Source organism: Kosakonia sp. PSU_27 (genome assembly GCF_039409795.1).
GTDB lineage: Bacteria > Pseudomonadota > Gammaproteobacteria > Enterobacterales > Enterobacteriaceae > Kosakonia.
On sequence record NZ_JBCIVK010000003.1, the window covers coordinates 413,370 to 436,644 of the forward strand.

The following is a 23,275-nucleotide window of genomic DNA, read 5'->3' on the forward strand; positions in this document are numbered from 1 at the left end:
CCGCCGACATGGAGAGGAATGTCACGCTGGATTTTATTCGTGGCATCGCCATTCTCGGTATTCTTTTGCTGAATATCACCGCCTTTGGTTTGCCAAAGGCGGCCTACCTTAACCCTGCCTGGTACGGCGACATCACGGCGTCGGATGCCTGGACCTGGGCGCTGCTCGATCTCTTCGCGCAGGTGAAATTCCTCTCGCTGTTTGCCATTTTGTTCGGTGCGGGTCTGCAAATGTTGCTGCCGCGCGGTAAGCGCTGGATCCAGTCGCGCCTGACGCTGCTGGTGCTGCTCGGTTTCATTCATGGTCTCTTTTTCTGGGATGGCGATATTCTGCTGGCTTATGGGCTGGTGGGGTTGATTGCCTGGCGCATGGTGCGAGATGCGCAGAACGTGAAGACGATGTTTAACACTGGTGTGGTGCTGTACCTGATTGGCATTGCGGTTTTGTTGTTGCTGGGGGGAATTTCCGGTTCGCAACCGAACCGCTCCTGGTTGCCGGATGCGGCGAATGTGCAGTACGAGACCTGGTGGCGAGTCAGCGGCAGTATCGGGGAGGCCATCAGTAATCGTGCGGATATGCTCTCTAACGCGCTTCTGGCGCTGGGGGCGCAATATGGCTGGCAACTGGCGGGCATGATGCTGACAGGCGCGGCGCTGATGCGCAGCGGCTGGCTGAAAGGGCAATTCAGCCTGCGCCATTATCGCCGGACGGGGGCGCTGCTGATTGGCTTAGGGTTACTGATCAACATCCCGGCGATTATTGCCCAGTGGCAGCTTGGCTGGTCGTATCGCTGGTGCGCTTTTCTTCTGCAGGCTCCGCGCGAACTTGGCGCGCCGTTACAGGCGGTGGGTTATGCGGCGCTGGCGTGGGGGTTCTGGCCGCAGATCTGCGGTTATAAACTGGTCAATGCTATTGCCTGCGTTGGACGCATGGCGCTCACTAACTACCTGTTGCAAACGCTAATCTGTATCACCTTATTCAATCGTTTCGGGCTGTTTATGCAGTTCGACCGCCTGCAACTGCTGGCCTTTGTGCCGGCGGTGTGGGCCGTAAATATCCTCTTCTCTCTGTTCTGGCTCAGGCGTTTTCGTCAGGGGCCAATGGAATGGCTATGGCGGCAATTGACCGCACGTGCTGCAGGGACATCATTGGCTCGCACATCCAGATAACGATCTGGATCACAATCATTAACAAAACGGATGTAACCGTTTCCATTCATGTGATGCCACTCACGTAGCAATCGCCTGCTCGCTGCCAGAATAGCCTCCTTACTTAACACAGGGGGTGGCTGTGAACTGCCGCAATCCAGAAAAGGTGGGTAAAAATGATCACCATTCGTGACGTTGCCCGGCATGCGGGCGTCTCTGTCGCGACGGTGTCCCGCGTGCTTAATAACAGCGCGCTGGTCAGCCCGGAAACGCGCGAAACGGTGATGAAAGCCGTCGCCCAGCTGGGTTATCGCCCGAATGCCAACGCTCAGGCGCTGGCGACGCAGGTTAGCGACACCATTGGCGTGGTGGTGATGGACGTCTCTGATGCCTTTTTCGGTGCGCTGGTGAAAGCGGTGGATACGGTTGCGCAGCAGCACGAAAAATATGTGTTGATTGGCAACAGTTATCACGAGGCGGAAAAAGAGCGTCACGCCATCGAAGTCCTGATTCGCCAGCGTTGTAACGCCCTGATTGTTCACTCAAAAGCGCTAAGCGATGAAGAGCTGACAGGCTTTATGGAGCAGATCCCCGGCATGGTGCTGATCAACCGGCTGGTGCCAGGCTATGCGCACCGCTGCGTCTGCCTTGATAACGTCAGCGGGGCGGTGATGGCCACGCGCATGCTGCTCAATAACGGCCATCAGCGCATCGGTTATCTGGCCTCCAGCCACCAGATTGAAGACAACGATATGCGCCGCGAAGGGTGGTTCCGCGCGCTGGAAGAGCAGGGGATTAACGTCCCGGATAGCTGGGTTGGCACCGGTTCGCCGGACATGCAGGGCGGTGAAGCGGCGATGGTTGAGCTGCTGGGGCGCAACCTGCAACTTACCGCGGTCTTTGCCTATAACGACAGCATGGCGGCGGGGGCGCTGACGGCGCTGAAAGACAACGGCATTGCGGTGCCACAGCATTTATCACTGATTGGTTTCGATGATATTCCCATTGCGCGTTACACCGACCCGCAACTGACCACGGTGCGTTACCCGGTCGCTTCAATGGCGCGACTGGCGACCGAGCTGGCGTTGCAGGGGGCCGCAGGTAAGCTGGATCCAGAGGCTGCGCACTGCTTTATGCCGACGCTGGTACGCCGCCATTCCGTGACCGCACGACAAACTGTGGCACCGATCACTAACTTATAAACTTCGATGATGTAACCGTTTTCAATCTGTGAGTAAATTCACAGTATCTTAACAAGGCGCTGACTATGATGTCAGCGTTTTAGAAGCTGAAACACGATGTAACGGTGATTAATCACTTTCACTACAAGTGAGCGCTTTGAAACATCGAAGAAAGCGAACTTCTGGAGCGTTACCCGGACACGGACGAATGGAATTTTAGAGTGAACTTCGGTCGGCAGTAACGTCTTCGTAACAACTGACCCGCCGAGCATTATTCACAAGAACTACCCTGCATATAAAAAAACCGGAGATACCATGAATAAGAAGGTGTTGACTCTGTCTGCTGTTATGGCAAGCATGCTTTTTGGCGCAGCCGCACACGCAGCGGATACCCGCATTGGTGTGACCATCTATAAATATGACGACAACTTTATGTCGGTTGTCCGTAAGGCTATTGAGAAAGACGCCAAAGCAGCGCCAGATGTTCAGCTGCTGATGAACGACTCGCAGAATGACCAATCCAAACAGAACGACCAGATCGACGTGCTGCTGGCGAAAGGCGTAAAAGCACTGGCGATCAACCTGGTTGACCCGGCAGCGGCAGGTACGGTGATTGAGAAAGCGCGTGGTCAAAACGTTCCGGTTGTTTTCTTCAACAAAGAACCTTCCCGCAAAGCGCTGGATAGCTACGATAAAGCCTATTACGTGGGTACCGATTCCAAAGAATCCGGCGTGATTCAGGGCGACCTGATTGCTAAACACTGGGCGGCGAACCAGGGCTGGGATCTGAACAAAGATGGCCAGATCCAGTACGTGTTGCTGAAAGGCGAGCCGGGTCATCCGGATGCTGAAGCACGTACCACTTACGTTATCAAAGAGCTGAATGATAAGGGCATCAAAACTCAGCAGCTGGCTCTGGATACCGCAATGTGGGATACCGCTCAGGCGAAAGACAAAATGGACGCCTGGCTCTCTGGCCCGAACGCTAACAAAATTGAAGTGGTTATCGCGAACAACGACGCGATGGCAATGGGCGCGGTTGAAGCCCTGAAAGCACACAACAAATCGTCTATCCCGGTCTTCGGTGTCGATGCGCTGCCAGAAGCGCTGGCGCTGGTGAAATCCGGTGCAATGGCCGGTACCGTGCTGAACGATGCTAACAACCAGGCGAAAGCGAGCTTCGAGCTGGCGAAAAACCTGGCCGAAGGCAAAGGCGCGGCAGATGGCACTAACTGGAAAATCGAAAATAAAGTCGTTCGTATTCCATACGTTGGTGTAGATAAAGACAACCTGGCTGAAATCGCCGGTAAATAATATTAAGAAAGCATGTTCTCATTGGGCGCAACGACTGTTGCGCCCTTATAACACGATATGCCAGGCCAACAAGGTATAATTATGGTCAGCAATAATACTCAGTCGTCAGGTGAATTCTTGTTGGAAATGAGCAATATCAACAAGTCTTTTCCAGGCGTAAAGGCACTCGATAATGTCAATTTGAAAGTCCGTCCGCACTCTATCCATGCATTAATGGGCGAGAACGGTGCGGGGAAATCAACATTATTAAAATGTCTTTTTGGGATCTATCAAAAAGATTCCGGTAGCATTCTTTTTCAGGGGAAAGAGATCGACTTCCATTCCGCGAAAGAAGCGCTGGAAAATGGTATTTCGATGGTTCACCAGGAACTCAACCTGGTATTGCAACGTTCCGTGATGGACAATATGTGGCTGGGGCGTTATCCAACCAAAGGCATGTTTGTCGATCAGGATAAAATGTTCCACGATACCAAAGCCATTTTTGATGAGCTGGATATTGATATCGACCCTAAAGCACGCGTGGGAACATTATCTGTATCGCAAATGCAGATGATTGAAATTGCCAAAGCGTTCTCTTATGACGCCAAAATTGTCATTATGGATGAACCGACTTCTTCGCTGACGGAAAAAGAAGTCAATCATCTGTTTAAAATTATCCGTAAACTGAAAGAGCGTGGCTGTGGAATTGTTTATATCTCCCATAAAATGGAAGAGATATTCCAGCTGTGCGATGAAATTACGATTCTGCGTGACGGTCAGTGGATTGCCACCCAGCCGCTGGAAGGGCTGGATATGGACAAGATCATCGCCATGATGGTTGGTCGTTCGCTGAACCAGCGCTTCCCGGACAAGCACAACGTGCCGGGCGAAACCATTCTTGAAGTGCGTAATCTTACCTCGTTGCGCCAGCCCTCTATTCGCGATATCTCCTTTGATTTGCGCAAAGGCGAAATACTCGGTATCGCAGGTCTGGTCGGGGCGAAACGTACAGATATCGTTGAAACGTTATTTGGGATTCGTGAAAAATCCTCTGGCACCATTAAATTGCATGGCAAAGTGATTAATAACCACAACGCCAATGAGGCGATTAATAATGGTTTTGCCCTGGTGACCGAAGAACGTCGTTCCACCGGTATTTACGCCTATCTTGATATCGGATTTAATTCACTTATTTCCAATATTCAGAATTACAAAAACAAAGTGGGCTTGTTGGATAATAGCCGCATGAAGAGTGATACCCAGTGGGTCATCGACTCGATGCGTGTAAAAACACCAGGCCACCGCACGCAAATTGGTTCTCTTTCCGGTGGTAACCAACAAAAGGTTATTATTGGTCGTTGGTTATTAACTCAGCCAGAAATTTTAATGCTCGATGAGCCGACCCGTGGTATTGACGTTGGTGCGAAGTTTGAAATTTACCAATTGATTGCCGAGCTGGCGAAAAAGAATAAGGGGATTATTATTATTTCCTCTGAAATGCCTGAGTTGTTAGGCATCACTGACCGTATTCTGGTAATGAGCAATGGCCTCGTTTCCGGAATTGTTGATACTAAAACGACAACGCAAAACGAAATTCTCCGTCTTGCGTCTTTGCACCTTTAAGATCAGGGGCTCCTCATGAGTGCGTTAAATAAGAAAACTTTTCTCACTTATCTGAAAGACGGCGGTATTTACGTTGTTCTTTTAGTGTTACTGGCCATTATCATTTTTCAGGATCCCACTTTCTTAAGTCTGCTGAACTTAAGTAACATTCTGACCCAATCCTCCGTGCGTATTATTATCGCGCTGGGCGTAGCGGGGCTGATTGTGACCCAGGGTACCGACCTTTCCGCCGGGCGCCAGGTTGGCCTCGCGGCGGTGGTTGCCGCCACGCTGCTGCAATCAATGGAAAACGCCAACAAAGTATTCCCGGATATGGCTACCATGCCGATTCCGGTGGTGATCCTGATTGTCTGCGCCATCGGCGCGGTTATCGGCCTGGTGAACGGCCTTGTCATCGCTTACCTGAACGTGACTCCGTTTATCACCACGCTGGGTACGATGATCATCGTTTACGGTATCAACTCCCTGTACTACGACTTTGTTGGTGCATCGCCGATTTCCGGCTTTGACAGCGGCTTCTCGACCTTTACGCAGGGTTTTATTGCGCTGGGCAGTTTCCGTTTGTCCTATATCACTTTCTACGCCTTGATTGCGGTGGCGTTCGTCTGGGTGCTGTGGAATAAAACCCGCTTTGGCAAAAACATTTTTGCTATCGGCGGTAACCCGGAAGCGGCGAAAGTCTCCGGCGTTAACGTAGCGCTGAACCTGCTGATGATTTACGCGCTGTCCGGTGTGTTCTATGCCTTCGGCGGGATGCTGGAAGCGGGCCGTATCGGTTCTGCGACCAACAACCTCGGCTTTATGTATGAACTGGATGCCATCGCAGCTTGCGTAGTGGGCGGGGTTTCCTTCAGCGGCGGTGTGGGTACGGTTCTGGGTGTGGTGACCGGTGTGATTATCTTCACCGTCATCAACTACGGCCTGACCTATATCGGTATTAACCCGTACTGGCAGTACATCATCAAGGGCGGCATCATTATCTTCGCTGTGGCGCTGGACTCGCTGAAATACGCACGTAAAAAATAATCCCATCGTCTGTACCAGGCCCGCTCAACGAGCGGGCTTTTTTTTGCCCGTTTGCCGCCTTCTGTCATGGAGTAAGCCCACGCCTTCCCCCCAAAAAAGTTCTCTCGCAGTGAGTTGTTAAATTTTTTGCTTCGGTGCTACGCTCAATAAAGTTGCAATATTAATAAGGAGATTAAGGATGAACAGTGAGGGCGCGTTTCCTGCACTTCCCGTGATTGGCTGGCAGGTAGGGGTGGTTGAGGATTTGGATGGTGTGGTCGTGAAGTTTGGTTGCAGCACAGGGCCTTGCGGCGCGGGAGCAACGACGTTTGATTCGCCCTTTTTTAATTTAACGCCTGATATGGTGAGAAGCCTGATCTACGATCTTCAGCGTAGCCTGCAACAGCATGAGAGCAAAGTGGCCTGACGCTTCGCTTGCACGTCGGGTACATCCCATGTGCCCGATATTTAAGTCAATTCTGAATGCCTGTATGCCCATAGCTACTTACGCTTGAAAGAATGAATCTGTGAATGATGTTGTATCCGCAGCTCAGGGGCGCTTATGAATTTTGTTTATTTTACTGTTGATAATTTACCGCATGAAAAAAACTCACCCGTTAACTTCTCTTTGAAAAATGTCGAACTGTTGCGCGATGGCGACGTGATTGCCTCACTTGGCGATATCAAAATCACCGCATTGCCGTTTTTTTACTTTTGCCCGGTACCGACCGGCTTTCGCAAAATTGAGTTCAGAATGAAGAACAGCCCGCCTGCGCGAATCGTGTGTAGCGCAGGGTACTTAAAAAGCGGGGAATACCTGGTTAATACGCCGGACGGGGAGAAAGCTTTGTCCTTCAACGCGTTAAATGGCCACTGGACGCTCGATAAAGCCAGCCGTGCGGTTATCGATCATCGCCATTTTGTTGAGCGTGGTTTTACGCTTGTCCGTCCAGTAAAAACCAACAGCCGCAACGCATCCATTAACTGATGCTTCAGTTTTTTCCTTTCTTTTGTATATCGATAAGCTGCTCGGCGGTGACGGCCGGGTAGCCTTGTGCGTCGTCCGGCACTTCCTGCATTGACGGAATCGGCACCAGCGGGCCGAGGAAGCGCGGCTCCCGCTTGAACATGTAAAGATCGGCAATTGTGCCCAACCGCGCACCAAACTCGCGTACGCGTACGCTCCACATATCTTTCGGCGACGGCACAGCGTAACACTGCGCCTGGATGCCCATATGCCGGGCGATAAATAACGCGCGTTCGCAGTGGAAACGCTGGGTAATGATGATGAAATCGTTCGTGTCGAAGACTTTGCGGGTGCGCACAATCGAATCCAGCGTGCGGAAACCGGCGTAATCGAGCACGATGTCGGCAGGATCGACACCGGCGGCAATCAAATCCTTACGCATGGTCATCGGTTCGTTGTAGCTTTGCAGCGCGTTATCGCCGCTCAGCAACAGGTAGTTAACCTTGCCGCTGTTATATGCATTAAGCGCGCCCTGAATCCGGTAGCGGTAATATTGATTGATAACGCCAGTGCGGTAGTACTTCGCGGTGCCGAGGACAACGCCGACCTGGCGCCAGGGGAGATCCTGCAGGTCGTCGTAAATATAGGGGGCGGTTTTCCAGCTCATCCAGCGGTCTAAGCCAAGCGCAGTTAACAGCAGTAAGCCGATAAGGACTAACAAGCTGTAAGTAAAACGCTTTAACATGCAGCAGACTCGAACAGGATTAGAATGTCCCTCAGGCTACTTTACCCGTACGGCAAGCGCAAGAAACGGTAGTTCAATTGCGGGGTTTTTCATCACTGCGGGCGCGAACCCGCAGCGAGGATCATTTACTCAGCAAAACGCGTTCGACCTTCTCACATCCCAGCGCGCGCAATGTGGCGGCGGTGGCATCCCATTGGGTGAGCGGCGCATCGGCGCGTTCCGCCAGTACGGCGCGTTGAATATCCGCGTAATCAAAACCGCTGAGGCTAAGCAGATTCAGCGCGCCCTGCAATGGCGGCAGCGTTGGGTTGAAGGCGGCGTTTTCCGCGTAGCTACCGCTGAAGATGCGCCCGTCGCGACAAAGAATTGCCACGCCTGACGGCGAAGTCGTGTAGGGCGAGTGGCTTTTATTGGCCGCGTGAATAGCTGCCTGCGCGACGTCATCCCCGCGCAGTGAAAAACCGTGATCCTGTTGATCCATTAACAACGTTTTGATGTCGAGATCTTTTGGACCAAACGCGTCCGGCAGGTAATCGCCCAGCGTATGCGGCGCACGACCCGGCAGGTTAATGCGCAGATTCAGACCGCTGTTCAGTTCATTCATAAACTGGCGGCAGTGGCCGCACGGCGTGTAGTTGACGGTGATGGAAGAGAGCGCTTTTTCACCACGCAGCCAGGCGTGGCTGATAGCGCTCTGCTCGGCATGCACGGTTTGCTGCATTGTCGCGCCAGAAAACTCCATATTGGCACCGAAGTACCATGTTCCGCTGACGCCACGCGCAATCGCGCCCACGTTAAAGTGGGAAAGGTCGGTGCGGGCGCAGGCGGCGGCGAGCGGCAGCAACGCAAACGCCAGCGCGTCCTCGTCCAGCCCCGTCGCGCTTTGCAATGTTGCCACCTGCTCTGCGCTCAGCATGGCGGGGAAGTGCTCATCCGCCAGCAGAGGAGCCAGTGCGGTCTGTAGATTCTCCGCAAGCCCGGAAAAAGCAGTGTGAAAACGTGAATGCATAGCTGTGCCTCATAGCAGGGTATTGGAATCGTAGTTTACGGGGCTGCCTGGCCTCTATGTGTGATTCACTTCACACTATATGTGCAACTTATGAAACTCAAACGAAAAATGCGCGACGTATCGCAAATTTTAGCCCAGCAGCGCGAGGATAACCGGGAACAGAAACGGGGCGACCAGCGAAGTGATAATCCCGCAAATCACCAGCGCCAGCGAACTGAACGCCCCTTCCTGATAATCCAGCTCGGCGCAGCGCGCGGTGCCCAGCGCATGTGAGGCGGTGCCCATTGCCAGCCCGCGTGCCGATTTCGTGGTGATACGCATCAGGTTCAGCAAGGTATGGCCGAACACCGCGCCCAATACGCCAACAAAGATCACGCAGACCGCACTGATTGCCGGGATACCGCCAATGCTGCCGCCAACCGCCATCGCGATCGGTGTGGTGACGGATTTGGGTAATATCGACGCCGCAATTTCTGGTGTCGCGCCCATCAGCAGCGCCACAGCGGTACCGGAAAACATCGCCACCATGCTGCCGATAAAGCAGATAGTAATGATCGATTTCCAGCGGGCGCGAATCTGATGTAACTGCTCATAGAGCGGAAACGCCAGCGCAACAACGGCGGGTTGCAGCAGATCGTTAAGAATTTTACTGCCCTGGAAATAGTGGTCATACGGAATGCCCGTCACCAGCAGGATCGGGATAATCACCACCATCGCCACCAGCAGCGGGTTGAGCAGCGGTAGCTTGAAACGCGTGGCGAGTTTACGCGCGGCGAAAAACACCGCCAGTGTCAGCGGTAACGACCACCAGATATACGCCATCATTCTTTCTGCCCTTTTTGTCCTGCCACCTTACGCTCGCCGTGCACCAGATGGGTGCTCCAGCTCACCACCAAAAAGACGATAATTGTGCTCACCGCACAGGAAACAACAATCGGGCCGAACTGCGCGCGCAGCAGGTCGTAATATTGCATTACGCCAACGCCGATGGGCACGAACAGCAGCGCCATGTAACGGATCAAAATAAAGCAGCCGGGATTTACCCATTTGGCGGGCAGAATTTGCAGCGCCAGCAGCACGAACATAATCAGCATGCCGATAATGCTGCCCGGAATAGCAATAGGCAGCAGCGATGAAACAAAAATGCCTGCGTAGAGACAAGCGTAAATAAGCACAAACGCACGAAGGTACTGCCAGATAATATTCAGTGAGTTACTCATGGTGAAAGCCCTTGTCGAAACGCATTCATCATACAATTAAAGCGAAAAACGTGCTACTGATCACATCATGAATTGTGAGCATACCAAACATTCCATTCAGGAACGTTATGCATTCCCACAAGATTTACCGCGCGATATAGCCAAAAGTGTAGTGAAGAAAGGCACTTTCCACGCCTGAACAGAGACGCTACTATGGCGCCTCTTTTTTATGGGGCGAGATATGCGTGTATTACTGGCGCCGATGGAAGGCGTGCTCGATTCGCTGGTGCGCGAGCTGCTGACCGAGGTTAACGATTATGATTTATGCATCACCGAATTCTTGCGCGTGGTGGATCAACGCCTGCCGGTAAAATCCTTCTATAAAATCTGCCCGGAACTGCATCGTCAAAGCCGTACGCCTTCCGGTACGCTGGTGCGTATTCAACTCTTAGGACAATACCCGCAGTGGCTGGCGGAAAATGCGGCGCGCGCGGTTGAACTGGGCTCCTGGGGCGTCGATCTCAACTGTGGTTGCCCGTCGAAGCTGGTCAACGGCAGCGGTGGTGGCGCGACGTTGCTCAAAGATCCTGAGCTTATTTACCGTGGCGCAAAAGCGATGCGTGAAGCGGTGCCGTCGCACCTGCCGGTGACGGTAAAAGTGCGTCTTGGCTGGGACAGCCCCGCACGCGCGTTTGAAATTGCCGATGCGGTACAGCAGGCCGGCGCCAGCGAACTGGCGGTACACGGGCGCACCAAAGAAGATGGCTACAAAGCGGAGTGCATTAACTGGCACGCCATCGGCGAGATCCGCAAGCGGTTAACCATTCCGGTGATTGCCAATGGCGAGATCTGGGACTGGCAAAGTGCGCAGGATTGTATGGCCGCCACCGGCTGTGATGCGGTGATGATTGGCCGTGGCGCACTGAATGTGCCGAATCTGAGCCGGGTGGTGAAGTACAACGAGCCGCGTATGCCGTGGCCGGAGGTTGTCGCGCTACTGGCGAAATATTCGCGGCTGGAAAAGCAGGGCGATACCGGTTTGTATCACGTTGCACGCATCAAACAGTGGCTCGGCTATTTACGCAAAGAATATTCTGAGGCCAGCGAGTTGTTTACCGAGATCCGCGCCTATAAACATTCCGCCGATATCGCACAAGCAATCGCCCGCCAGCGCAGCCGCGTTGGCGTCTGACACGCGCCGGTGAACCTTTCGCAGGCTGTCTCGTTATGCGCTCGAATAAAGCTGGGTTGAAGCGCGGGTGTGGATTGTTACTGTGCAAGCAGGCGAAACCTGATCATCTGGCAACTGCCGGAGGTCAGGTTTTTTTGTTTCCGGGGTCTGAATGAATAGCGCCAAAACAGTAAACAACGTTGTTGTAGTGGTGCAGGGTGGCGGCCGCGCGCACAAGTGGTGATGAGTTACACCCGGTGAAAGCCGATTGATCTGGAAAGCGCCGCCAAAGCGGAGATCGCCAGACGTTGCAGTTTTATTGATGTCGAACGCGAGATAACGGCAGCGGCCCGGTATGCAGCCGTAAGAACTGTTTCTGCTGGTATCGCGCTGTCATCGCCAGTAACGGCGAGAGCCTGAAATAACCCGCATTCCGCCCGCGCAAACCGGGCAGAACGCGTCAGTTAAGACGCTTAGCAATAAACTCTTTCAGCCACATTACCGCCGGATCGCTGCTGTGGCGCTGATGCCACAGCAGCGCCAGCTCAATTGGCTGCACATCCAGCGGCAGCGGGCTGCTCGCAAAACCTCGTCTGCGCTGCCACTCCTGCGCCAGGCCTGCCGGTACGGTCGCCAGGGCTGGCATGGTCTCCAGTAATCCCGGCAGGGCGGCGAAGTGTGGCGTGGTGTAGTGGATGCGGCGCTGATGGCCGGTTTTGGCCAGTAGCGTGTCGAAGTGGCTGCTGGTGGCTTCCCGGTAGCTGACCATTAAATGCGGCTGTGCGGCAAAAGTATCGATATCCAGCGGTGCGCTCAACGCCAGCTGTTGCGGGTGCCAGAGCGTGATAAACGGCATGGTGGTCAGCACTTCGCGCTCCAGCCAGCGCGGCCCGGCCTCGGCGACGCTTATCGCCATATCCATTTCGCCGCCTTCCAGCCGACCGGCATCGCTGAATGGATCGCTGGCCACCACATTCAGACGCATGCCGGGCGCGGCCTGTTGCAGCGCCGGGATCAGCTTTGGCATCAGCCACATTTCCACCCAGTCCGCCATGCCAAGCGTCAGCGTGACGCTGGCAGTCTGCGGATCAAAGGCCGTTTGCTGAAACAGCGCGCTTTGCAACTGTTCCAGCAGCGGTAGCAGTTCCGTATGCAGTTCGATGGCGCGGGCCGTCGGCTGCATTTTATGGCCGCTACGGATAAACAACGGGTCGTCAAACAGCGTGCGCAGGCGTGACAATACGCCGCTCACCGCCGGTTGACCCAGATGCAGCTTATCCGCCGCAACGGAAACGCTCTGTTCGCGAAACAGCACGGCAAAGGCGATCAGCAAGTTAAGATCGATTTTGCGAAAATCATTCTCTTTGATAGTCATTATTACTCCAATCAATTGGAGTGATAGTAGCCGTTGCCGGATACTGGCGCAATGAAAACGACTGGAGAAGAGTATGAAACATTATCCACTTCTGTTGGCGCTGGCGACGGCAGGTTTGAGTTTTGGCGCTATTGCCGCCACACCGCTCTCAACGCACCAGCCGCAAGCGCCGGGCTTTTACCGTATGGCAATGGGCGACTGGCAAATCACCGCCGTTTCCGATGGCACCGTCGCGGTGCCGTTCGACAAATTGCTGACCCATATCACCCCGGAGCAGTTGCAGGAACGGATGGCGCAGGCCAGTTTACCCGTCAATGCCGAAACCTCGATCAACGCCTTTGTGATTAACACCGGTAAGCAATTAATTCTGGTGGATGCCGGTGCCGGGCAGTTGTTTGGCGACGCGGGCGGCCATCTGCCGGAAAACCTGCGTGCGGCGGGCATTGATCCGGCCACCATCGATACCGTGCTGCTGACGCATATCCATGCCGATCACTCCGGCGGCGTTCAGCGCGACGGCAAACCGGTGTTCGCCAATGCCACCGTACGGGTCGATCAGCGGGATGTTGATTTCTGGCTCAACCCGGCACATGAAAAAGAGGTGGAAGAGGGGCAGCGCCATACTTTTGCGGAATCCGAGCGCTCACTGCGCCCGGTGATAGATACCGGTAAGCTCAGCCCTTTCCGCGCGCCGACGCAAATTATCCCCGGCATTGAAGCGATCCCGGCACCGGGTCATACGCCAGGTAGCGTGATTTACCGCGTCACTCACGGCGGTAAGACGCTGATGCTGTGGGGCGATATTATTCACGCGCATCCGGTGCAATTACCGCAGCCGGAAGTGGCGATCCATTTTGATGTTAACCAGCAGCAGGCGGTAAAAACCCGGGAAAAGGTGCTGGCGCAGGTCGCGCGCGAAGGTGACTGGGTGGCAGCGGCGCATATCGCTTTCCCCGGTATGGGTAAAGTGATGAAAGCGGAGAATGGCTATCGCTGGGTGCCGGTGAATTACAGCGCGAAGGGGAATTAACCAGCCATGCCGGGTAGCGCCCGCTACCCGGCGGTACTTTAGAAGATCATCTTAAATACACCGGTGACCACCAGCAGACCAATCAGAAAGATAATCAGGATTGCCCAAAGCAGTATCTTCATCATTTTCTTCGTCCTTTTTATATGCAGGTAGTTAAAAGCGTAGGCAATCTCACGCAGTTGTGCCTTTTTCCTATACTTACCTGTCTATTTGTTAACCAGAGGACGACCTATGCCTGTAACCAAAGTTGCGATTGTGACCGCCGCCGATTCCGGGATTGGCCGACAGTGTGCACTGATGCTGGCCGAACAGGGATTTGATATCGGCATTACCTGGCATTCGGATGAAAACGGCGCGAAAGAGGCTGCGTTGCATGTTGAGGATCTTGGGCGGCGGGCGGAAACCATCCATCTCGATCTCAGCCAGTTGCCGGAAGGGGCGCAGGCGATTGAGACATTGATTTCCCGCTTCGGGCGTATCGATGTGCTGGTGAATAACGCCGGGGCGATGAGCAAAGCCCCGTTTCTTGATATGAAATTTGATGACTGGCGCAGCATTTTCACCGTTGATGTCGACGGTGCGTTTCTCTGCTCGCAAATCGCCGCCAGGCACATGGTGCAGCAGGGGCAGGGCGGGCGCATCGTCAATATCACCTCGGTGCATGAGCATACGCCGTTGCCGGACGCCAGCGCCTATACTGCAGCCAAACACGCGCTCGGCGGCTTAACCAAATCGATGGCGCTGGAGCTGGTGGATCACAACATTCTGGTAAACGCCGTCGCACCGGGGGCAATAGCCACGCCGATGAATAACATGCGCGACGAAGATGCAAAACCGGGGTCGTTACCCATTGTTCCACTGACAAGACCGGGCACCACCAAAGAGATAGCCAGCATGGTCGCCTGGCTCTGTTCAGAACATGCCAGCTACACCACCGGACAATCGTTGATTATTGATGGCGGTTTTATGCTGGCTAACCCGCAGTTCAAACCGAAAACGGCTTAGTCGTTTGACGCGTTGCGCTGGCGTTTTTTCCGCCGATGATGGAACCACCAGCGCAGCGCAACCACCAGCACGATGGCTAGAATCAGCCAGATCCAGCGTTTTACATGCTGGTCGAACTGGTGCAGCCACGGGCCAATCACTTCTCCGCCTACGTAACCGAGGGTGGTAAACAGCAGCGCCCAGACGATGGCGCCAACAATGTTGAGCGGCAGAAAGATTTTCGGTCGCAAGCGACTGGTGCCAATCAACAGTGGGCCAATAATGCGAAAGCCGTACATAAAACGTGAGCCGATAACAAACAGGTAGGGATGGCGGCGGATGAGCGACTGCGCCTGGTGGATTTTTTCCCGGTGGCGGGAGAAGCGGCGCAGGATTTTCGTGCCGTAGCGTCTGCCGACCAGATAAAGCAGCTGATCGCCGATCATGCCGCCAAGCGCCACGGATACCACCACCAGCCAGAACCGTAACAGCCCCTGGTGCGCGGCAACACCGCCCAGCAGGGTAATTGTCTCTCCTTCAGCCACACTGCCAATCACCAGCGCGGCGTAGCCGTACTGGCTAATCAGATGATTGATATCCATTGTTTTTACGTCCTCCCGGTAAAACGCTTATAAGCATACACCCGATATCGCGCCTTCGCCGGAATGACGCCGTTTCGTTGTCGCGGCATTTTTGTTGCTGTACAAAAAATAATCGCAATAGTGAATTATACTGACAGTGTCGATGTTCGGGCTGTCAGCGAGGGGGCGTTATGAACCATGTCTGGGGACTCTTTTCCCATCCCGATCGTGAAATGCAGGTTATCAAAGGCGAAAACGAGACAATTTCGCATCACTACACCCACCATGTATTAATCATGGCGGCCATTCCGGTTGTATGCGCGTTTATTGGTACCACGCAAATCGGCTGGAATTTTGGCGAAAACAGTGTGGTGACGCTGTCATTGTTTACCGGTTTCTATCTGGCGGTGCTGTTCTATGCGTTGATGCTCGGAGGCGTGGCGGTGATGGGCCGCGTTATCTGGTGGATGGCGCGTAGCTTGCCGCAACGGCCTTCATTAGGGCGCTGTATGGTGTTCGCCGGTTATGTGGCGACGCCGCTGTTTCTCAGTGGGATTGTGGCGCTTTATCCGCTGGTCTGGCTTTGCGCGCTGGTGGGGACGGTGGCGCTGTTTTACACCGGCTACTTGCTGTATGTCGGTATCCCGACCTTCCTGAATATCAATAAAGAAGAGGGCTTAAGTTTCTCAAGCTCGACGCTGGCGATCGGGGTGCTGGTGCTCGAAGTGCTGCTGGCGCTGACGGTGATCCTGTGGGGTTACGGTTATCGCTTGTTCTAAACCTGTTGCGTTGCTGGCGTAAATGTCGGCAACGCAATCTCTCGCAACGATTATCCTCTGGCGACAACCCTGCGTGGCGGCTATTATGCCAAAGCCAGCTCTGTTATTGCTCCGGCTGACAGAAGCGGTGTGCGTAATAACGTGCGTGAATAATTTTCAGAAGTCTCACCATGCAGAAATTTCGAGTTTCCTTATTAAGCCTGGCGTTAATCCTGGCTGCGCCCGTGGCGCCGTTTGCCGTCGCGAAAACCACAGCGGCGGCCACCGCCGCACAACCTGAAATTGCTTCAGGTAGCGCGATGATTGTCGATCTGCAAACCAATCAGGTTATCTACTCCAGCCACCCTGATCTGGTGCGTCCTATTGCTTCCATTACCAAGCTGATGACGGCGATGGTGGTACTGGATGCGCACCTGCCGCTGGATGAGAAACTCAAAGTGGATATCAGCCAGACGCCGGAGATGAAAGGGATCTATTCTCGCGTGCGCCTCAATAGCGAAATCAGCCGTAAAGATATGCTGCTGCTGGCGCTGATGTCCTCGGAAAACCGCGCGGCAGCAAGCCTTGCGCACCACTATCCGGGCGGTTATAACGCCTTTATCGCGGCGATGAACGCCAAAGCGAAAGCCTTAGGCATGACGAATACGCGCTATGTGGAACCGACGGGGCTGTCGATTCACAACGTCTCCACCGCCCGCGATCTGAGCAAACTGCTGATTGCCACCAAACAGTATCCGCTGATTGGTCAGCTCAGCACCACGCGTGAAGAGATGGCCACCTTCTCTAACCCGGCGTACACGCTGCCGTTTCGCAACACTAACCACCTGGTGTACCGTGATAACTGGAACATTCAGCTAACCAAAACGGGCTTTACCAATGCGGCAGGGCACTGCCTGGTGATGCGCACCGTCATTAACAACAAACCGGTGGCGCTGGTGGTGATGGATGCGTTTGGCAAATTTACCCATTTTGCCGATGCCAGCCGTTTACGCACCTGGATTGAAACCGGCAAAGTGCAGCCGGTTCCGGCTTCTGCATTGAGCTATAAGCGCCAGAAAGCGGCGCAGATGGCGCAAAACCCGTCTGCGGGTGAGCAGACCGCGCAAAACGATTAATTACTCCGGCAGCGTCCAGTCACCGTCGTTGAGTGGACGCTGCATAATCAGCGTATCCCGCCAGTCGCCTTTCTTGTAGCCGACGCTTCGCAACTGCCCGGCAATCTCAAAACCGTGCTTTTTATGCAGTCGCAGCGAACCGGAATTGTTGTTGCCATCTCCAATCACTGCAATCAGTTGCCGCCACGGGCCCGCTTCACAGCGTGCGATCAACGCGCTCATCAACGTACTGCCAATACCGCGCCCGGTCATACTGGCATCCACGTAAATCGACTCTTCAAGGGTATAGCGATACGCCTCGCGGGGACGGTAATAACCGGCATAGCAATAGCCGACCACGATGCCGTGATAGAGCGCCACCATCCACGGTAAACCCTCTCTGGCGATGTTGTTCATGCGGGTGCGCATTTCATCAATAGTAGGCGGGACTTCTTCAAAGGAGGCGCGGCCGTGCAGAACATGCCAGGCGTAAAGCGAAGCAATGGCGTGAACGTCTTCAGGGCAGGCGTCGCGCACTACCACCGCAGGACCGGATAAGATATCGACAGCTGACATGACGGGTGTGCTCCTTCAAAGCAGGCGGCCATAGAAACGTTTCTCTGGCGCTGTTCGCTACTCTATTACGAAAGGAGCACACAATACAGCCCGTCGCCGGGTTATTTCATCGCCGTTGACGATGCGTTATCCGTAGCAGCGTCTTCCTGCCAGAACTTACGCTTGCTGGTTTTACCGATGCCGGGGTTCATGCTGTTTGTCGGGTCGTTTTCTTTATAAAAACGTTTTAACGGCTCGGCGGCTTCATACAGATGGCCGACGTTATGCTCGGCCGGATACTGCGCGCCACGCTGGCGTAACAGTTCCAGCATTTGCGCTTTCAGCGCATGGGCATCCACGCCTTTTTTCACAATGTAATCCTGGTGGAAAACATGGCACATAAAGTGGCCGTAATAGAGCTTATGCACCAGTTGGCTGTCGATTTCCGGCGGCAGATGCTCAAACCAGTCGTTGTCATTGCGGCGCAGCGCGATATCCAGCGCCAGAATATCTTCCACTTCATCGGCATGAACCGCCTGGTAACGGATCGCCGCACCGGCGGCGGCAAAGCGGTGTAAAAACGCTTTGCTCCCTTCTTCCGGCGTACAGACAAAGAAATCCCCCTCGGCACTGGCAAAGTAGGTTTTCAGCCAATTTTCTGCTTCCGCAATGCCATCGCCGGACATTTTCAGCAGCAGGTGATGTTCATATTTATCGCGCCACGCTTTCATGCGCGGCGGCAGGTGAGACGGGAAAAAGCCGCTGATTTTTTGCAATGAGCGGTCAATAAAATGCGGCTTAAACACCGTCGCTTTTTCCAGTAACGCTTCGGTGCGGCCTTTCATGGTGAAGAAGAACGGCATTTTGTCAGTGCCGAGTTTATCGATCATCAGGAAGGTGTCTTTGCCGTAGCGTTCGGCGATATCGTAAATATCGCGATGCATATACTCACCGGCGATCGGCAGATGCTCGAAGTTCGCCAGAATATGACGGCGGATCTCCGCCAGCACTGCCGTTTGATTCGTACCGATGTAGAAGACCTGCTGGCGCGTTTCGGCCGGGAAGGTGTCCAGACGCACGGCGAAAACCGCTAGTTTCCCCGCACAGCCGGACGCTTCGAACAACCGCTGCGGATCGGCGTTGTAACGCGCCGGGGTGTCGGCATCGACATCGCGCACGCGGGTGACGTAATCATGATCGTGGCCGTGGCGCTGGTCGTGCAGTACGTCGCTATCGCTCACACGATCGTCATCAAGTTTACTGAGGATCTGCTCCGGCGTTTCCCCCAGCGAAATGCCTAAATGGTTCACCAGCACCAGTTTGCCCTGCTCATCGATACGCGCGAACAACGACATTTCGGTGTAGGCCGGACCGCGTTGCACCAGCGAACCGCCGGAGTTATTGCAGATCCCGCCGATAACAGATGCGCCAATGCACGAGGAGCCGATCACCGAATGCGGTTCGCGACCCAGCGGTTTAAGCGCTTTTTCCAGCGAATAGAGCGTGGTACCAGGGTAGGCCAGCACCTGTTCGCCGTTATCCAGCAGATGCAGCTTATCAAGACGCAGGGTGCTGATAATTACGATTTCCCGGTCATAATCATTGCCGTTTGGCGTTGATCCTTCCGTCAGCCCGGTGTTCGCCGCCTGCATCAGAATAATTTTATCGGCGTTAACACAGGCCTGCAGAACGCGCCACAATTCGACCAGCGAGCCGGGAAAAACCACAGCCAGCGCATTGCCCTGGCCAGAACGAAAGCCTTTACGATAGCGGGCCGTTTTGGCCGGGTCGGTAAGCAGATGAGAAGCGCCAACCAGCCGTTTGAGTTCGCTGATAAACGCGTTGTTTGGATGTGACATTATCCACTCCTTGTGGCTAATCATTGTTCAAGACATTTCATTCTTCGGGCCGCTTTTTACTGGCGTTAGCGCCCGGAAGCTTATCTCAGTAAGCGTCATAAGAATGTGAAGACCTGCCGCTTTGGCGCGTTATGCATGATGACGTGTAAAGTGCGCATTAATGTTAGCCCCGTAAAACCAAACGGGGGAGCGAATTCGCATAAAAATCAGAGTCCAACTCTGCAACACGTGCCAGGATTATGGCACACTGCGTTTCTTTCGCGGCCAGTGACCGCGGTTATGGGTGAAAAAACAAGAGAGTAAACGACATGAAATGGCTATGTTCTGTAGGTGTCGCTGTGAGCCTCGCGCTGCAACCAGCGCTGGCGGAAGAGATGTTCGGCAACCATCCGCTGACGCCAGAAGCAAGGGATGCGTTTGTCACTGAGTTGCTCAAAAAAATGACGGTCGATGAAAAAATCGGCCAGCTGCGTTTAATCAGCGTCGGGCCGGATAACCCAAAAGAAGCCATTCGCGACATGATCAAAGCAAGCCAGGTCGGCGCAATTTTTAACACCGTCACCCGGCAGGATATTCGCGCCATGCAGGATCAGGCGATGCAGCTAAGCCGCCTGAAAATCCCTCTGTTTTTTGCCTATGACGTGGTACACGGCCAGCGTACCGTCTTCCCGATTAGCCTCGGTCTTGCCTCCAGCTTTAACCTTGATGCGGTGAAAACCGTTGGTCGCGTTTCTGCCTATGAAGCCGCTGACGACGGCCTGAATATGACCTGGGCGCCGATGGTTGATGTCTCGCGCGATCCGCGCTGGGGCCGCGTTTCCGAAGGGTTTGGCGAAGATACGTACCTGACCTCTGAAATGGGGCGCACCATGGTCGAAGCGATGCAGGGCAAAAGCCCGGCCGATCGCTACGCGGTGATGACCAGCGTGAAACACTTCGCCGCTTATGGCGCGGTAGAGGGCGGTAAAGAGTACAACACCGTTGATATGAGCCCGCAGCGCCTGTTCAACGACTATATGCCGCCGTATAAAGCCGCGTTGGACGCTGGCAGCGGCGGCGTGATGGTGGCACTGAACTCCCTCAACGGCACACCGGCTTCCTCCGATTCATGGCTGCTGAAAGATCTGCTGCGTGATGAGTGGGGCTTTAAAGGCATCACCATTTCCGATCACGGGGCGATTAAAGAGCTGATTAAACACGGCACCGCCGCCGATCCGGAAGATGCCGTGCGCGTTGCGCTGAAATCCGGCATCAACATGAGTATGAGCGACGAGTACTACAGCAAATACCTGCCGGGCCTGGTGAAATCCGGCAAAGTGACGATGGCGGAGCTGGATGATGCCACCCGCCACGTGCTGAATGTGAAATACGATATGGGGCTGTTTAACGATCCGTACAGCCACCTGGGGCCGAAAGAGAGCGACCCGAAAGATACCAATGCCGAAAGCCGTCTGCACCGCAAAGAAGCGCGGGAAGTGGCGCGTGAAAGCATGGTGCTGCTGAAAAACCGTCTGGAAACGCTGCCGCTGAAAAAATCGGGCACCGTGGCGGTGGTGGGCCCGCTGGCCGACAGCAAACGCGATTCGATGGGCAGCTGGTCTGCGGCAGGCGTTGCCGATCAGTCCGTTACCGTGCTGACCGGTATTCGCAACGCGCTGGCTGGTAAAGGTGAAGTGGTGTATGCCAAAGGGGCAAACATCACCAATGACAAAGATATCGTTAATTTCCTCAATCTTTATGAACCGGCAGTGGTTGTCGATCCGCGCTCCCCGCAAGCGATGATTGATGAAGCGGTCGCCGCGGCGAAAAAATCCGACGTGGTTGTTGCGGTAGTGGGCGAAGCGCAGGGCATGGCGCATGAAGCCTCCAGCCGTACCGATATCACCATTCCGCAGAGCCAGCGTGATTTGATTGCCGCGCTGAAAGCCACCGGCAAACCGCTGGTATTGGTGCTGATGAACGGTCGCCCGCTGGCGCTGGTGAAAGAGGATCAGCAAGCCGACGCCATTCTGGAAACCTGGTTTGCCGGCACCGAAGGCGGCAACGCCATTGCCGATATTCTGTTTGGTGACTACAACCCGTCCGGTAAGCTGCCGATGTCCTTCCCGCGCTCTGTCGGGCAGATCCCGGTTTATTACAGCCACCTGAACACCGGGCGTCCGTATGATGCCGATAAACCGAATAAATATACCTCTCGTTACTTCGACGAAGCGAACGGTCCGCTCTATCCGTTTGGCTATGGCCTGAGCTACACCACCTTCAAGGTTTCTGACGTGAAGATGTCTGCACCGTCGATGACGCGCACCGGCAAAGTGACCGCCAGCGTTGAAGTGACCAATACCGGCAAACGCGAAGGCGAAACGGTTATTCAGATGTATTTGCAGGATGTCACCGCGTCAATGAGCCGTCCGGTCAAACAACTGCGCGGCTTTGATAAGGTGAACCTGAAACCGGGCGAAACCCAAACCGTTAGCTTCCCGATCGATATCAATGCGCTGAAATTCTGGAACCAGAAGATGAAGTACGATGCGGAGCCAGGCAAATTCAATGTCTTTATCGGCATTGATTCCGCACGCGTTAACCAGGGCGAGTTCGAACTGCGTTAACCTCTCACAGGCCGGGAAACCGGCCTGATTTCCCTCGCTATACCTTATTCCTTAATCGTTTAACCTTCTGACGCGACAAAGCCGCTAATTTTCGGCTACGCTCTTTTCTCAAGCTGCTGAAAAAGGCGGTAAAAAATGAGGGAAGTACAATGACAATCATGAAAAAGATTGCGTGCTCAATAGGGTTGATTGCCGCGGTGAGCCTCCCGCTGCAGGCGGCGGAGCCGGTGAAGGTCGGTTCCAAAATTGATACCGAAGGGGCGCTGCTGGGCAATATCATTTTGCAGGTTCTGGAAAGTCATGGCGTAAAAACAGTCAATAAAGTGCAACTCGGCACCACGCCAGTGGTGCGCGGCGCGATCACCTCTGGCGAGCTGGATATTTACCCGGAGTACACCGGTAACGGCGCCTTCTTCTTTAAAGATGAGAACGATGCCGCGTGGAAAAACGCGCAGCAGGGCTACGAAAAAGTCAAAAAGCTGGATGCTGAAAAAAACAAACTGGTATGGCTAACCCCCGCCCCGGCGAACAACACCTGGACAATCGCGGTGCGTCAGGATGTGGCGCAAAAAAACAAACTTAACTCCCTTGAGGATCTGAGCCGCTACCTGAAGCAGGGCGGTGAATTTAAGCTCGCCGCGTCGGCTGAATTCATTGAACGTACCGATGCGCTGCCCGCGTTTGAAAAAGCCTATGACTTTAAATTGAAGCAGGATCAGCTGCTGTCGCTGGCCGGTGGCGATACGGCGGTCACCATCAAAGCGGCGGCGCAGCAAACCTCCGGTGTTAACGCGGCGATGGCCTACGGTACGGATGGCCCGGTGGCGGCGCTCGGTCTGCAAACCCTGAGCGACCCGAAAGGTGTGCAACCCATCTACGCACCAACGCCGGTAGTACGCGAATCTGTGCTGAAAGCCTACCCGGAACTCGATACGTGGCTGAAGCCGGTATTTGCCAGCCTGGATGAGAAAACGCTGCAAAAACTCAACGCCAGTATTGCGGTGGAAGGGCTGGATGCGAAGAAAGTCGCGGCAGACTACCTGAAAGAAAAAGGTCTGGTGAAATAATTAC

The 23,275-nt window shown here is 54.3% G+C and carries 23 protein-coding genes; 14 read left to right on the top strand and 9 right to left on the bottom strand.

From position 1 onward, the window contains the following. Positions 1–8 precede the first annotated feature (8 nt). The 7 genes from yeiB to AAIG26_RS08905 all read left to right on the top strand — a co-directional run bounded on the left by yeiB (position 9) and on the right by AAIG26_RS08905 (position 7,238). Positions 9–1,169, top strand: coding sequence for a DUF418 domain-containing protein YeiB (gene yeiB / locus AAIG26_RS08875; RefSeq protein WP_020454386.1), 1,161 nt, complete (start codon positions 9–11; stop codon positions 1,167–1,169). A 155-nt stretch (positions 1,170–1,324) separates the two neighbouring features. Beyond that, on the top strand, positions 1,325–2,350 hold the full coding sequence (gene galS, locus AAIG26_RS08880) for an HTH-type transcriptional regulator GalS (RefSeq protein ID WP_343180505.1): 1,026 nt from the start codon (positions 1,325–1,327) through the stop codon (positions 2,348–2,350). Positions 2,351–2,644: 294 nt separating this feature from the next. Then, entirely contained in the window at positions 2,645–3,643 is a 999-nt protein-coding gene (mglB, locus tag AAIG26_RS08885) for a galactose/glucose ABC transporter substrate-binding protein MglB (RefSeq protein ID WP_020454384.1), read from the top strand. An 81-nt stretch (positions 3,644–3,724) separates the two neighbouring features. After that, a complete protein-coding gene (gene mglA / locus AAIG26_RS08890; RefSeq protein ID WP_343180507.1) occupies positions 3,725–5,245 on the top strand; it encodes a galactose/methyl galactoside ABC transporter ATP-binding protein MglA in 1,521 nt (506 codons plus the stop codon). 15 nt (positions 5,246–5,260) lie between these two features. Further along, entirely contained in the window at positions 5,261–6,271 is a 1,011-nt protein-coding gene (mglC, locus tag AAIG26_RS08895; protein WP_020454382.1) for a galactose/methyl galactoside ABC transporter permease MglC, read from the top strand. 178 nt (positions 6,272–6,449) lie between these two features. After that, on the top strand, positions 6,450–6,677 hold the full coding sequence (locus tag AAIG26_RS08900; RefSeq protein ID WP_020454381.1) for a hypothetical protein: 228 nt from the start codon (positions 6,450–6,452) through the stop codon (positions 6,675–6,677). Positions 6,678–6,812: 135 nt separating this feature from the next. Next, positions 6,813–7,238, top strand: coding sequence for a hypothetical protein (locus AAIG26_RS08905; protein ID WP_269230683.1), 426 nt, complete (start codon positions 6,813–6,815; stop codon positions 7,236–7,238). A gap of 4 nt (positions 7,239–7,242) precedes the next feature. Here AAIG26_RS08905 and sanA read toward each other — a convergent pair whose 3' ends face one another. The 4 genes from sanA to AAIG26_RS08925 form a co-directional block, all read right to left on the bottom strand. After that, positions 7,243–7,962: an outer membrane permeability protein SanA gene (gene sanA, locus AAIG26_RS08910; protein ID WP_343180508.1), complete on the bottom strand. Its 720-nt coding sequence runs from the start codon at positions 7,960–7,962 to the stop codon at positions 7,243–7,245. 121 nt (positions 7,963–8,083) lie between these two features. Then, a complete protein-coding gene (cdd, locus tag AAIG26_RS08915) occupies positions 8,084–8,971 on the bottom strand; it encodes a cytidine deaminase (protein WP_020454378.1) in 888 nt (295 codons plus the stop codon). Positions 8,972–9,100: 129 nt separating this feature from the next. Beyond that, a complete protein-coding gene (locus tag AAIG26_RS08920) occupies positions 9,101–9,796 on the bottom strand; it encodes a CidB/LrgB family autolysis modulator (RefSeq protein WP_020454377.1) in 696 nt (231 codons plus the stop codon). Then, positions 9,793–10,191, bottom strand: coding sequence for a CidA/LrgA family protein (locus AAIG26_RS08925; RefSeq protein ID WP_045510813.1), 399 nt, complete (start codon positions 10,189–10,191; stop codon positions 9,793–9,795). Before AAIG26_RS08925 ends, AAIG26_RS08920 begins: the two co-directional genes overlap by 4 nt. A gap of 220 nt (positions 10,192–10,411) precedes the next feature. Between AAIG26_RS08925 and dusC the strand changes: the two genes are divergently transcribed. Next, positions 10,412–11,362: a tRNA dihydrouridine(16) synthase DusC gene (gene dusC, locus AAIG26_RS08930; RefSeq protein WP_343180509.1), complete on the top strand. Its 951-nt coding sequence runs from the start codon at positions 10,412–10,414 to the stop codon at positions 11,360–11,362. A 439-nt stretch (positions 11,363–11,801) separates the two neighbouring features. Here the strand turns inward: dusC and AAIG26_RS08935 are convergent, their stop codons facing one another. Beyond that, positions 11,802–12,716, bottom strand: coding sequence for a LysR family transcriptional regulator (locus tag AAIG26_RS08935; RefSeq protein WP_343180510.1), 915 nt, complete (start codon positions 12,714–12,716; stop codon positions 11,802–11,804). Between the two features lie 73 nt (positions 12,717–12,789). Here AAIG26_RS08935 and AAIG26_RS08940 point away from each other — a divergent pair, with 73 nt between their 5' ends. Beyond that, on the top strand, positions 12,790–13,746 hold the full coding sequence (locus AAIG26_RS08940; RefSeq protein ID WP_343180511.1) for an MBL fold metallo-hydrolase: 957 nt from the start codon (positions 12,790–12,792) through the stop codon (positions 13,744–13,746). 38 nt (positions 13,747–13,784) lie between these two features. On the opposite strand, the gene yohP is transcribed toward AAIG26_RS08940, so the two are convergent. Beyond that, positions 13,785–13,871: a small membrane protein YohP gene (yohP, locus tag AAIG26_RS08945; protein ID WP_017459799.1), complete on the bottom strand. Its 87-nt coding sequence runs from the start codon at positions 13,869–13,871 to the stop codon at positions 13,785–13,787. 106 nt (positions 13,872–13,977) lie between these two features. Between yohP and AAIG26_RS08950 the strand changes: the two genes are divergently transcribed. Beyond that, the gene (locus AAIG26_RS08950; RefSeq protein WP_097407461.1) at positions 13,978–14,751 is read left to right on the top strand and encodes an SDR family oxidoreductase; all 774 of its coding nucleotides are present in this window, start codon (positions 13,978–13,980) and stop codon (positions 14,749–14,751) included. On the opposite strand, the gene AAIG26_RS08955 is transcribed toward AAIG26_RS08950, so the two are convergent. Continuing rightward, on the bottom strand, positions 14,748–15,332 hold the full coding sequence (locus tag AAIG26_RS08955; RefSeq protein WP_020454371.1) for a DedA family protein: 585 nt from the start codon (positions 15,330–15,332) through the stop codon (positions 14,748–14,750). The two genes, AAIG26_RS08950 and AAIG26_RS08955, sit on opposite strands and share 4 nt — an antisense overlap. Positions 15,333–15,502: 170 nt before the next feature. Here AAIG26_RS08955 and AAIG26_RS08960 point away from each other — a divergent pair, with 170 nt between their 5' ends. Next, positions 15,503–16,090, top strand: coding sequence for a Yip1 family protein (locus AAIG26_RS08960; protein WP_020454370.1), 588 nt, complete (start codon positions 15,503–15,505; stop codon positions 16,088–16,090). A 170-nt stretch (positions 16,091–16,260) separates the two neighbouring features. Then, positions 16,261–17,205 carry a D-alanyl-D-alanine endopeptidase gene (gene pbpG, locus AAIG26_RS08965; RefSeq protein WP_343180513.1) on the top strand — a complete coding sequence of 315 codons (945 nt, stop codon included), beginning with the start codon at positions 16,261–16,263 and terminating at the stop codon, positions 17,203–17,205. Here pbpG and AAIG26_RS08970 read toward each other — a convergent pair whose 3' ends face one another. Together AAIG26_RS08970 and dld are read right to left on the bottom strand one after the other, a co-directional pair. Further along, positions 17,206–17,760: a GNAT family N-acetyltransferase gene (locus tag AAIG26_RS08970; RefSeq protein WP_020454368.1), complete on the bottom strand. Its 555-nt coding sequence runs from the start codon at positions 17,758–17,760 to the stop codon at positions 17,206–17,208. A gap of 101 nt (positions 17,761–17,861) precedes the next feature. Then, positions 17,862–19,598, bottom strand: a complete 1,737-nt coding sequence (dld, locus tag AAIG26_RS08975) for a D-lactate dehydrogenase (protein ID WP_343180514.1) — start codon at positions 19,596–19,598, stop codon at positions 17,862–17,864. 308 nt (positions 19,599–19,906) lie between these two features. On the opposite strand from dld, the gene bglX reads away from it, so the two are divergent. Further along, positions 19,907–22,204 (top strand): beta-glucosidase BglX, encoded by a 2,298-nt coding sequence (bglX, locus tag AAIG26_RS08980; RefSeq protein ID WP_343180516.1) that lies wholly within the window; start codon positions 19,907–19,909, stop codon positions 22,202–22,204. Between the two features lie 149 nt (positions 22,205–22,353). Continuing rightward, the gene (locus tag AAIG26_RS08985) at positions 22,354–23,271 is read left to right on the top strand and encodes an ABC transporter substrate-binding protein (protein ID WP_020454365.1); all 918 of its coding nucleotides are present in this window, start codon (positions 22,354–22,356) and stop codon (positions 23,269–23,271) included. Positions 23,272–23,275: the final 4 nt, after the last annotated feature.